This is a genomic window from Brevibacillus sp. AG (assembly GCF_028369215.1).
GTDB classification, from domain to species: Bacteria; Bacillota; Bacilli; order Brevibacillales; family Brevibacillaceae; genus Brevibacillus; species Brevibacillus porteri.
The window spans coordinates 174462-187340 of the sequence record NZ_JAQMYO010000009.1; the positions used below are offsets into that span (position 1 = coordinate 174462).

At 48.2% G+C, this 12879-nt stretch carries 9 protein-coding genes; 8 read left to right on the forward strand and 1 reads right to left on the reverse strand.

Going from position 1 to position 12879, the window contains the following annotated elements; translation table 11 throughout:
• Positions 1–133: 133 nt before the first annotated feature.
• The 8 genes from gabT (at position 134) to POF51_RS23980 (ending at position 11899) form a co-directional block, all read left to right on the forward strand.
• Positions 134–1483: a 4-aminobutyrate--2-oxoglutarate transaminase gene (gabT, locus tag POF51_RS23945; RefSeq protein ID WP_017246679.1), complete on the forward strand. Its 1350-nt coding sequence runs from the start codon at positions 134–136 to the stop codon at positions 1481–1483.
• Between the two features lie 26 nt (positions 1484–1509).
• Positions 1510–2934 carry an aldehyde dehydrogenase family protein gene (locus POF51_RS23950; RefSeq protein ID WP_069849953.1) on the forward strand — a complete coding sequence of 475 codons (1425 nt, stop codon included), beginning with the start codon at positions 1510–1512 and terminating at the stop codon, positions 2932–2934.
• Positions 2935–3195: 261 nt separating this feature from the next.
• Entirely contained in the window at positions 3196–4650 is a 1455-nt protein-coding gene (locus POF51_RS23955) for a polysaccharide deacetylase family protein (RefSeq protein WP_069849951.1), read from the forward strand.
• 33 nt (positions 4651–4683) lie between these two features.
• Positions 4684–5997, forward strand: a complete 1314-nt coding sequence (locus tag POF51_RS23960) for a nucleotide sugar dehydrogenase (protein WP_069849949.1) — start codon at positions 4684–4686, stop codon at positions 5995–5997.
• A 26-nt stretch (positions 5998–6023) separates the two neighbouring features.
• Positions 6024–7907, forward strand: coding sequence for a glycosyltransferase (locus tag POF51_RS23965; protein ID WP_069849947.1), 1884 nt, complete (start codon positions 6024–6026; stop codon positions 7905–7907).
• A 36-nt stretch (positions 7908–7943) separates the two neighbouring features.
• A complete protein-coding gene (locus POF51_RS23970; protein WP_069849944.1) occupies positions 7944–9704 on the forward strand; it encodes a polysaccharide deacetylase family protein in 1761 nt (586 codons plus the stop codon).
• A 27-nt stretch (positions 9705–9731) separates the two neighbouring features.
• On the forward strand, positions 9732–10796 hold the full coding sequence (locus POF51_RS23975; protein ID WP_069849942.1) for a glycosyl hydrolase family 18 protein: 1065 nt from the start codon (positions 9732–9734) through the stop codon (positions 10794–10796).
• A 269-nt stretch (positions 10797–11065) separates the two neighbouring features.
• Positions 11066–11899, forward strand: a complete 834-nt coding sequence (locus POF51_RS23980) for an undecaprenyl-diphosphate phosphatase (RefSeq protein WP_017246672.1) — start codon at positions 11066–11068, stop codon at positions 11897–11899.
• Positions 11900–11941: 42 nt separating this feature from the next.
• On the opposite strand, the gene POF51_RS23985 is transcribed toward POF51_RS23980, so the two are convergent.
• Positions 11942–12409, reverse strand: coding sequence for an OsmC family protein (locus POF51_RS23985; RefSeq protein ID WP_017246671.1), 468 nt, complete (start codon positions 12407–12409; stop codon positions 11942–11944).
• Positions 12410–12879: the final 470 nt, after the last annotated feature.

Below are 12879 nucleotides of genomic sequence, written 5' to 3' on the forward strand. Positions count from 1 at the left end.
TGATGTGACCATAGTGCCGGAAACGCGATTTCATCAAGCTCTGGCGTTTGGCATAGGTATTGCTACATATCGTGGTTGAGTTTACAAGCAAGCCATCCAACTAATACCATCTCGAACGAGGAGAGGAAACGATATGTCCAAACAACGTCAATTTGTAAACGTAGCTGCTGGTGTGCCAGGTCCAAAGGGAGCGGCCTTGATTGAAAAAAGAAAGCAGTTCGTTCCAAAAGGTGTCGGCAACAATACCCCTGTTTTTGTAGAGTCAGCTTCAGGTGCATTGGTTACGGATGTAGATGGCAATACGTACATCGATTTTGCCGGAGCGATCGGTACATTGAATGCCGGACACTGCCCACCGGAAGTAGTTGAGGCACTAAAAGCGCAGCTGGACAAATACATTCATCCCTGCTTCCATGTAGGGATGTATGAGCCATATGTGGCCTTGGCTGAGAAGCTGACGGAAATCACGCCAGGCAGCTTTGAAAAGAAGACGATGCTCGCAAACAGCGGGGCAGAAGCAGTAGAGAACGCGGTGAAAATCGCCCGCAAATACACAGGACGCCCAGGCATCATTTCCTTTAGCCGCGGCTTCCATGGTCGTACGCTTCTGGGCATGTCACTGACATCCAAGGTGAAGCCGTACAAATTCCAGATGGGTCCATTCGCTCCAGCTACGTATAAAGCGCAATTCCCGTATCCATTGAACAAGCCGGAATCCATGACAGATGATGAATACGCGCAATTCTGCGTGCGTCAGTTCGAGGACTTCCTCTTGACTGAGGTTGCACCGGAAGAAGTAGCTGCTGTGATTATGGAACCGATTCAGGGAGAAGGCGGCTTTATCGTCCCGCCTGTGTCCTTCGTTCAAGGTGTCTATCACATTTGTAAAAAGCATCAAATCCTATTTATTTCTGATGAGATTCAAACAGGCTTCGGTCGCACTGGCGCCATGTTTGCCTCTACCCATTTTGGTATCGAGCCAGATATCATCACCATGTCCAAATCAATCGCGGCAGGCTTGCCCATCTCTGCGGTTACGGGACGCGCCGAAATCATGGACGCGCCAAACCCAGGTGAGATCGGCGGTACCTATGGAGGAAGCCCGCTTGGCTGCGTAGCGGCATTGGCAGTCATTGAGAAAATGGAGCGCGAAGACCTGTCTGGTCGTGCGCAGGTGATCGGGGACAAAATCAAGGCGCATTTCCATGCGTTGCAAAAAGAGTTCCCTGTGATCGCAGAGGTGCGCGGATTGGGTGCGATGTGCGCTGTAGAATTTATCGATCCAACAACCAAACAACCAGCGAAAGAGCTCGTTGCTGGCTTGACCAAAGGCTGCTACGAGTCTGGCGTCATCGTGCTTTCTGCTGGCGTCCACAGCAACGTACTGCGCTTCCTGTCTCCACTGGTTATTACAGATGAGCAACTGGAAGAGGCACTGGACATTATGACGGATGTTCTGAAAAGCCAATACGTGACGAACTAAAACGCCCGAGGGGGTTCTCCATACTCATGAAAAAGCATCTCTACATCAACGGACAATGGAAAGAAGCAAAAGAATACGCACCACTCTACTCCCCGTATTCTGGGGAGCTGGTGGCTGAAATCGCTCAGGCAGACGATCATGACGTCGACGAGGCAATTAAGGCGGCCAAAGCAACAACCAAAGTCATGGCAAAAATGCCAGCCAATCAGCGTGCTTTGATACTGGAGAAGGCCGCTGCGATTATGGAAGCACGCAAGGAGGAACTGGCGGTCATCCTCGCACAAGAAGCCGCCAAGCCACTTCGCACAGGTCGTGTAGAAATTGCCCGGACGATTCAGACCTACAAGTTCGCAGCAGAAGAAGCGAAGCGTATCCACGGAGAGACGGTGCCGCTCGATGCAGCACCGGGTGGTGAAGGACGTCTTGCTTTTACGGTACGCAAGCCGATCGGCGTAGTCGGCGCGATCACGCCTTTTAACTTTCCATTCAATCTCGTAGCACACAAGGTCGGGCCTGCCATTGCCGCAGGAAATACCGTCGTACTGAAGCCAGCAAGTCAGACGCCGCTTAGCTCGCTGATCCTGGCCGATATTTTCGCGGAGGCGGGCTTGCCTGCAGGAGCGCTCAATATTTTGCCTGGAAAAGGCGCGGTCGTAGGCGAAAAGCTGGTCAGTGACAGTCGAATTGCCGCGATTACATTTACCGGAAGTCCTGCGGTTGGAATCGCGATGAAAAACAAAGCGGGACTCAAGCGCGTAACCTTGGAGCTTGGCTCCAACTCCGCAGTAATCATCGACCACAACGTGGAAATCACGCAAGCGTTGATTGATCGTTGCGTGACGGGTGCCTTCTCCTTTAGTGGTCAAGTGTGTATCTCGCTGCAACGCGTTTATATTCACCAGAGCAAGTACGAAGAGTTCCTGGAGAAGTTTAAGGCTGGCACAGAAAAGCTCGTGCTGGGTGATCCGCTGAACGAAGAGACAGACATGTCCTCTGTGATCTCCGCCAAGGATCATGAACGCATGGGAGCATGGGTACAGGAAGCTGTAGAAGCAGGCGCACATGTAGTTACTGGTGGAAAGCCTGTCAGTGACAACCTCTTTGCCCCTACGATTCTGACCAATGTAGGCGCACATGTTGCCGTCTCCTGCCAAGAGGTATTCGGTCCAATCGTAGTCGTTACACCGTTTGAGACGATGGACGAAGCGATTGAGGCGGTAAATGACTCCCGATTCGGCTTGCAGGCAGGCATCTATACGAGTGACATTCACGCGGCTATGCGCGCAGCGGAAGAGCTGGAGGTCGGGGGCGTGATGATCAACGACATTCCGACGTTCCGCGTGGACAACATGCCGTATGGCGGGGTAAAAGACAGTGGCTTTGGCCGCGAGGGGATCAAGTATGCGGTCGAGGAATTAACGGAACTAAAATTAATCGCGATCAAACTGTAACAGCGAATGGCGGGCCTGATGAGGCTCGTCTTTTTTCGTTAATGGCCTCCTGTAGGAAATTCAAAATATTTCCATAAACTGTCATAATTGAAACCGTTTCATATAGTTGTTTGGCATAGGTAGTTATGTTAGTCTAGCGTATAGAGGCAGACTATGTTCATTTCTGTGCAAAAAGTGTTTGATTACACTTACTTGTTACGCAGATGAAATAGTCGTTTTTTTATGCGTAAAGGGCATTTCTTACACGAAAAGGGGACAATCATGATTAGTTATAAAAAAGGGGTCAGTGAGTTCCGATTCTTTCACTGGATCTCCCTTGTCGCGATATTGGCATTGTTGGCAGGCTGTTCACCGTTTCAGGGGAGTGACAGCAGCACAGATAACAACTTACAGCCAGTCAAACCTGAAAAAATCGAGCGTTACCAAGGGGAGAAGAGCAAGGGCGTGTCCATGGTCTACACGACGCAAAGACAGCTTGCTCTTACTTTTAATGGGATGGCAGATAAAGACACGATGAAAAAACTGCTGGATGAACTGGACAAGTATCACATCAAAGCAGCTTTTTTCTTGCCAGGCATGAGGGTAGCGGAAGAGCCGGACATTGCGCGACAAATTGTCGCCAGAGGTCACGATATTGAAAACAACACGTTGAACCAGTCAGATTTGCAGGGTCAATCTTACGAGAAAATGTACGAAGATATCAAATTGGCTAATGAGGTCATCAAAAGAGAGACCGACAAAACACCGCGATATATCAGAACGAAGTCGGGCGATTACTCCGACGATCTTCGATTGGTAGGTGCTCACAATGGACAAGAAGCGGTCGTGTCCTCCAGTTTGTTTCTGCACAATTGGCAAAAAGAGACGGAGGAGCAAAAAAATCATTACTTAAGAAAATACATGAATCGCGGCGGCATCATCGCGATGGACACAGAGAAGAACAAGTCTGTCGTAGAAAACATCCGGCTACTGGCAGAGGCTGCTACTGATGTCGGTTACAGATTCGTCCCATTGCACGAGTTGATTGCACAAGGCGGGGAGCGAAAGCCGCTGCAAGAAATACCGGGTTTTGATGCAGCAAAAATGAATGCGGCCTATCACGAGTCCAAGCCAAATCTCATCTATCGAAAAGAAACGGACAAGAAGATGGTCGCCCTGTCCTTCGATGATTGGGGTACGGATCAAACAGTTACGAAGATTCTCGATATCCTGGACAAAAAAGGAGTAAAGGCTTCATTTTTCCTTCGCGCAGATGGTGTAGAGCGAAATCCAAACTTGGCGAGAGCGATTGCGGAAGCGGGACATGATGTAGCCAACCACACCTATTCTCATCCGGTGAATACCAAAATTGCGCCGGAAGAATTGCAAAAAGAGATTGTCAAAGCCCATCAGATTATTACCGAAGCGATTCAGCAGAAGCCGACGATGTATTTCAGACCACCAACTGGGGCGTTTGACGAACAGACACTCAAGGCGATTGCAGCGACGGGCTACGAGGACATTACGATTTATGATGTGACGCCGTCCGATTACGACAAGAAACGGAGTGCGGACGATATCGTCAAAGCAATTATGGAGCAGACGCGGAGCGGAAGCGTGATTCTGCTGCACATGCTCGATGACATTCACACAATCGAGGCGCTACCAACCGTAATTGACCAGCTTAGAACCAAAGGATACACGCTTGTACCCATGACAGAGATGTTTGGACAATAAAGCCAAAATAGAACAGGGAGAGGGAGCCGGCTTATGAATTTGTACGAAGGGATTGTGGAGAGGGAAGAAAAAATTGCTGTCGTCGGTCTTGGGTACGTAGGCTTGCCGATTGCGATGGCACTGTCCAAACGTACTTCTGTGATTGGATTCGATGTAAACCAAGAGAAAGTAGTAGCCTATCAAAAGGGAAACTTTCATGATGCTGACGTGGATCAGGAGCTGACGAGTGACGCTACTATTGAATTCACTTTAGATGAAAATAGATTGCAGGAAGCGCGATTTTTTATCGTGGCAGTGCCTACCCCGGTCAAAAGTGGGAATGTCCCCGACCTGAAATATGTAGAAAGCGCATCCCGCATGGTGGGCAGACAGTTGAGAAAAGGGGCAATCGTCGTATTTGAATCGACTGTTTATCCTGGGGCAACCGAAGAGGTTTGCTTGCCAATCCTGGAGGCGGAATCCGGCTTGCTTTGTGGCATAGACTTCAAGATCGGCTATTCACCTGAACGCATCAACCCGGGAGACAAGGTAAATCGCTTGGAAAACATCGTCAAGATTGTATCGGGGATGGATGAAGAAACACTGGGAATCGTAGCAAGCGTCTACGAGCTCGTGATCAAGGCAGGCGTTTATCGAGCAGAAAGCATCAAGGTAGCGGAAGCGGCAAAAGTCATTGAAAATGCGCAGCGGGATGTCAATATTGCGTTTATGAATGAGCTGGCGATGCTGTTCAATCAGATGGATATTCCGACAAAAGCAGTATTGCAAGCGGCAGGAACCAAGTGGAACTTCCTCCCTTTTTCACCGGGCTTGGTCGGCGGGCATTGCATCGGTATCGATCCTTACTATTTAACGTACAAAGCAGAAGACAGCGGCTACCGCTCCCGCATTATTTTGGCGGCCAGACACATTAACGATGGCATGGGGAAATATGTCGCCCAACAAATCATTAAAATGGCTGTTCGCTCGAAGCTTGACCTCAAGGATGTACGGATTGGTATACTCGGACTGTCCTACAAAGAGGATTGTGCGGATATCAGAAATACCAAGGTGACGGATATCATTGAGGAACTGAGGGAGTACGGGATCAACCCACTGGTTGTAGACCCGATGGTGAATCCTCGGGAGGCATACGCGGAATACGGCATCGAGCTGTCAGAGATGAAGGCTCTCCACGACTTGGACATTGTGGTTGTAGCGGTACCACATGCTCCCTTTGCTCAGATGGAAGTCGCTGATTATGCCGCGATGTACGGCAAGAATGAAGCAAAAATCATGATTGATATAAAAGAGACTTATTCCAAAGCTGACTTTGAAAACAGTGGATTTCATTACTGGAGCTTGTAGGCAGTGGAGGGGAGAGAGCGACAGTGATGAAACAGTTGATAGAGAAAGTAAAGCCTAAAAAGAAAGAGAAAATCGAAGAAGTACTGACGGTTTCCAAAACGGAGAGGCGCGTGCTATCGAATGTGCCAGACCCGGAGAAAATTCGTGTCCAAGTGGATCGCCGCGGTACGAAAGATACGAATGAGCCAGGAAAGCTGGAGGACCCGGAATACCTGAATCGAATTCGGATGCTGAGTCTGCGCTATATGGCAGATTTCCCGGTGACGCTATTAACCAAGAAACAGCGGGTCAAGGATGGAATGAAGGCAAGAGCCGTCGACATTTCTTCGACTGGCCTATTAGTTGAACTAGATTCGGAGAGGGAAGACATCCAGGTGGGACAAGTGTTTATGATCCATTGCACAATCCCGCCAGGCACAATGCCAGAAGGCTATGAGTCAACGGTGAAGCTGGATGCAACTGTCGTTCGCCGGTTTACGGAGGAAGAGGACGGGTGTCAGAAGTTCATGCTCGCCTTCGAGTTTTCCAAACCGCTGACCGAGTATTTTCGCAAAAAGCGCTGGGGATACGCCATTTATATCGCAAGTGCTTCCCTGTTTTTCGCTGCGGCGTTTATCGTGCTCATGCGCGCGGAGAGCGTGATTTATTTCAAATACAACATTTACTTGTATTTGTACAGCTTGATTGCCGCTGCCTTTTTGCTGACACGGTATTTATTCGGTGCTCTTTATCGGGAGGTTCCCGTCAATCCGGACTATACACCGGGCGTGAGCATCATTATTCCGTGCTTCAACGAAGAGCAGTGGATTCACCGGACGATTTTGAGTTGTGTGAATCAGAACTACCCGATCGATAAGCTGGAGGTCATCGTGGTAGACGACCGCTCGACGGACCGATCAGCAGAAGAGATTCAAAAGGTCATCGATATGATTCATAACGAGGCCGAGCGCTATATGACCCGCGAACGCGTGAAGATGCACATTCTTCCTGAAAACGGCGGGAAACGGGTCGCTTTGGTAAAAGGTGTGGAAATGGCCAAGCACGATTTGGTTGTCTTCGTTGATTCAGACAGCTTTTTGGAACCGACTGCGATTCGCAACCTCGTACAGCCCTTCCAAGACCCGAAAATGGGGGGTGTCGCAGGGCGTACGGATGTGGAAAACAAGTTCACCAACGCGATCACCAAGCTGCAAACGGTTCGTTACTACATTGCTTTTCGCATCATGAAGGCGGCTGAATCGTGGTTTGACAGTGTCACTTGCTTGTCTGGACCGTTGTCTTGCTATCGCAAGGAATTGATTTTGCAGCATTCGGAAGCATGGCTGAATCAGAAGTTTCTCGGGCAGCCCGCCACTTTTGGCGATGACCGAAGCATGACCAACTTTATTTTGCGAACACATCGGACAGGCTATCAGGATTCTGCGATTTGCTCGACGATTGTGCCGTCAGATATGAACATATTTTTGAAGCAACAGATGCGCTGGAAGCGTTCGTGGTTGAGGGAATCTTTGCGTGCCAGCGGCTTTATTTGGCGCAAGGAGCCATTTATGGCGATCTTCTTTTACATTGGTCTGATTGTTCCTATTGCTGCTCCCGTCATCGTACTGTACAACCTCGTATACGTTCCGCTCGTTCATCATATTTTCCCAGGTACGTTTTTAATGGGCTTGCTGCTGATGGCGCTCTTAATGAGCTTGGCCCATCTGTTTTTCCGTAGAAGCAAGCTGTGGGTTTTCGGGATTGTCTTTTGTGTGTTTTATGAGCTGGTGCTGTTATGGCAGATGCCTGTGGCATGGGTGACATTCTGGAAATCTACTTGGGGTACGCGAGAAACGCCGCAGGACGTCGAAGCGAGATTGAAAAAAGAAGCCCGAAAGAAGAACAAAAAAGGCTTTGGGCTGCCATTTTAAGTGGGAAAGACAAAGGGAGTGAGGGTGTCAGGAGTTATGGGGAAAACGATGAGCGATGTCTTGGACTATCGGAAAAAAGATCGCAATAAATTCATCAAGACGCTGATCCAGATCGCTATCTTAGTCGTCTTGGGCGTCATGTTATTCAATGCTGTATTTGATTGGAAGAAGTACGAGGAACCGAATAGAGCGAGCTGGACGAATGAAAAAGGCTTTATCGCCATCTCCTATTTTGGCGTGGGTCGTTCGGGTACACCGAAGCTGGTAGCCAAGAAGCAATTGGATGAACAGCTTCAAGCGTTGTATGACCAGGGCTATCAAACGATCTCGCAACAAGATATCTTGGACTTTTACAAGAAAAAGAAGCCACTTCCTGACAAGGCACTGTTTTTAGCCTTTGAAGATGGCCGCAACGATTCGAGCTTGTTTGCCCAGCCGCTTTTGGAGAAGTACAACTTCAAAGCAACAGCATTGTCATACGGCAACAAGATGGGGAACAGCGAGAATAAATTCCTGCAACCGGAAGACATGAAAAAAATGATGGAAACTGGCTTCTGGGAGCTTGGTTCCAACGGCTATCGGTTGACGTATATCAATGTGTTTGATGATCAGGGCAATTTCATCGGTGTGAAGGATGAGGGTGAATTAACGAATAAAACAAAGGTGGGTTACTATAACCACTACTTGATGGACTTTATCCGTGACAGCAATATGATCCCGATTGAAGACAGAAGCAAGATGGAAGCGAGAATAAACGAAGACTACAAGCTGATGAATGATACGTATATGGATCAATTGGGCTTTGTCCCAGGTGCCTATATGATCATGCATGCAAACACCCTGTATGGTGGCATGAATCGCTTGGTAGCGGATGCGAACGACGCGAATATCAAAAAGTATTTTACGATGCACGTTAACCGGGAAGGAACCGCCTACAACGACAGCGAGGGGGATCTGTACAACCTGACCCGTGTGCAGCCAGAGCCTTACTGGTACACGAATCATTTGTTGATGCGTATCCAAAAAGACACCGACGAGAAGATTCGCTTTGTTCGCGGCGATGAAGAGCAGGCCAAAGAGTGGGATCGTCTCGGTGGTGCCGCGCAATTTATGGAGGATCAGATCGTCCTGACCTCTCCAGCTGCTGGCTTTGGCATGTTATATTTAAAAAACAGCGACAGCCAGAAGGATATCAAGCTTTCTGCCAAGCTGGAAGGGAATGTAATCGGCAAGCAGTCCATTTATTTGCGTTATGATCGGGAAAAAGACAGCTTTGTACGGGTTGTCCTGCATGATAATGAGCTGCGCGTCGAGCAGAAGAAGGAAAAAGGCGAAGTTCAGGAGCTTTTCAAGACGGAATTGAGCCAAGTGATTTGGAATCCTGAGGATTTGACCTTCGACCGTGCTTCGGTCTATACGAGGGAGCAAGGCGAGTCTGGTGCTCCGGAGCTGGAGAAATACCCGATTAACATTAAAAATACGCGTCCACTCGAAATCACTGTTCAAGGCGACCGTCTCAGTGTTTCCGTGGACAAGATACCGCTTTTGGATCAGCAACAGATCGACCCGAGTATGAGCAGCGGTGGCGTTGCATTGGAAGCGGCCTATAGTGAAGAGAACAAAAAGGACGACATTTATGACGGGGTGTTTGCGGACGTAAAAATAGAGTCCTTGGCGCAACCAAGTGGTGAGCAGCAGATGCTGTTCAGTAATGTGCAGACAGGGCTAGCAGGAGTCGTCAGCTCGATCAAGAAAGCTTTTTCTGCCACAATGGACTGGGTCATCGACACCTTTTAAATCCGAAACAAGGGGGATCAGTGTAAGGTGTCAAACATCAAGAAACGATCGATCATTTTGACTGTTCTTCTGATAGGAGTGTGTATCACCCTCGTGTGGTACATGATGAAATGGAATGATACGGAAAGCTTGGAGAGTGTAGATGCAGCCAACAACACGACGGAATTGTCTGCTTGGGTGGTAGACTGGCAGTGGGAATCCGGTTTGGAGGATTTCCGCAGGATGACGGATGGCCTGTCCAGTGTGCAAGTCTTCGCGGCGTATTTTGATGAAAATGACAAGCTGCACTTTACTGACCGAATGACCAAGGCGATGCCTGAGATCAAGGAAGCCTCGAAGCAGGGCAGCTATGTCGATCTCGATTTGACCATTGTGAATGATCGTCTTAACAGTGATGGTACGCAGGTTCAAAAGGACCCGTCGATTGTCAGCCGGCTCATGGCGACAGATGCAAGCCGTACCAAGCACATTATGGAGATCAAGAATGCTGTGATCCAGAATGGCTTTCATGGTTTAGAAATCGATTATGAGAGAATTGACGAGAAAGACTGGGACAACTTCCTTACTTTTATCCATACCTTGTATCAGCATATGGAGCAGGAGGGGAAGTCACTTCGCATCGTATTGGAGCCGCGCGCGCCGATTGAAGACTTGGCATTGCCAAAGGGCCCTACTTACGTCATGATGGCTTATAATTTGTACGGAACGAATACAGAGCCAGGTCCCAAAGCCGATCATGCATTTATTGAACAACTCGCCACTCGAATGAAAAAAGTACCGGGTGACAAAGTCATGGCCCTCTCTGTAGGCGGATTTGATTGGGCTTCTGATGGAAAAGTGACGGCTGTGACGGAAAGACAGGCAGCAGACCTTGCTATCTCCAGTATCGAGCCGCCAAAGCGGGATAAAGCGAGTGGCAGTTTGTACTTCGACTACATGGGTGAAGACGGACAAAAGCACACGGTTTGGTATGCGGATGAAGAGACACTGTCTCAATGGGTCGCAGTTGCGAAGAAAGCGGGCATCGAGAAAATGGCGCTCTGGCGACTAGGTGACATGGGGGAAGGGACATTGCAATATGTGAATCGGTAGGGGCTATTGGTGGGGGAAGAAGCGAATTTCCAGTCTGCGCTTCGGCCTACGCGGCTTTTCGATTCACATCTTGCAGAGTAAAAATGAATCAAGAAAAACAAGAGGGCTTTTACTATGGGAAACCATCAATAATTGCTAGAATGTTTTTCTATCACAATGTAACTTTGTACCGGAGATGAACGTTATAATGCTAGAAGCGGTAGTTTGCTCTTTTACAGGGCGGCTACTACCTATTGATTTTGGACATCATTCATAGGAGCGTGGAATTTTTGGGTCTCTGGGAAGCTTTTGTCGCGATTGTGCTGGGGCTAGTAGAAGGGTTGACTGAGTTTGCCCCGGTTTCCTCTACGGGTCACATGATTATCGTGGATGACTTTTTGTTCCAAACGAAGGAGATGTTTTCACCAGAAGTGGCGAACACCTTCAAGATTGTCATTCAGCTCGGTTCGATTTTGGCTGTTGTCGTTTTGATGTGGGATCGGTTCATGAGCTTGCTCGGCTTGAAAAAGCTGGCGGGTAAGAGTGAGATTCCGGCAGGACCTCGACTGAATTTGGCTACGGTCATTGTCGGTTTGATTCCAGCGGGGATTCTGGGTGTTCTGTTTGACGACTACATCGATGAGTATTTGTTCTCGACAAAGACCGTGGTAATTGGTCTGGTGCTGGGCGCTTTGCTCATGCTGGCTGCGGATTGGTTCCGACCAAGACGTCCCAAGATCGAATCGGTTGACCAAATTACGTACAAGCAAGCGTTGCTGGTTGGACTCATTCAATGTTTCTCCCTGTGGCCTGGCTTTTCCCGTTCGGGTTCCACGATCTCGGGGGGCGTACTGTTGGGCATGAGCCATCGGGCGGCGGCAGACTTCACGTTTATTATGGCTGTGCCGATCATGGCGGGCGCAAGCTTTTTGTCGCTGTTGAAGCGTTGGGATGCGATTACGATGGACAGCATTCCATTTTTCGTCGTCGGTTTTATTAGCGCGTTTGTGTTTGCGCTTCTGTCGATCCGTTTCTTCTTGAAGCTGATCAATCGCATCAAGCTGACACCTTTTGCAATTTATCGTTTGGTGCTGGCGGCAGTTATTTACTTTGGGTTTATGTAAAAATCAAAAAGACGACAAAGGCTCCCGGTTGGGAGCCTTATTTTAATCATTCGCTTTTATCTCGCTCGGCTTTTCAATAACAATTCCGTTTAATTTAAGAGTGACAGGATTCGCAATCGTATCTCCAACCGGGCACGTCTGTTCCAAAAACTCCACAAAAGACTCTACTTGCTCTCTAGGAGCATCGGTTTTGATATGAAAGGTGTATCGGATTTCAGAATACCCACGTCGAACATCAGATTTGTTCATGAAGCCATCCGTATCGAGATCGCCTTCGACTTCCACCCAAAAATCGTCGAGTTGAATATGAAACTTTCTGGCATATACTCTGGCAACGATAGATTGGCATGCGCCTAGTGCGGAGAGAACCAGTTCAACAGGGTTCATCCCAGTATCCGTTCCTCCCAGGCTTTTCGGTTCATCGATGGTTATCTCGAAATTTCTGGAACTGGCTTTCACAACCATTCCCTTCTGTAGATGTGCAGTTGCTTTGAATGTCTCAACAGGCATGATGCACACTCCCTTCTGGATAATCAATACAAGTAAACTTTACCATAGTTTTCCAATGATCATTATGAAAATTTTTACTTTTATATAAGCTGGCACCTTGTCCACTAAACACGCATCCCACGGCGAAATTATGGAAAATTCATACTTATATTCGTATCATATTGGAGATAAAATGGTACAGATACATTTTGCATCCGAAAGGTTGGAATAGTGTCGAGGACTAAATTTTGGTGACAGAAGTGGGGCTGTTTAAAAAGCACCAACAAGCTGGGGGAAACCGTTTCGTTTTCCTTTTTGTTCCTATTGATTTGAGAAAAGTGGCTAGGCGGATACACGCCACGTTCAACAACAAATTTGATTCCAAAAATCTTTTCAGAAGGGTGAGCAAACCCTTCTTTTTTTTACCTAGATAGTGAAGGCGAAATGATGACCGGTCAAAATTACGCCGAATCTAAAATAGGAGTGTTGTA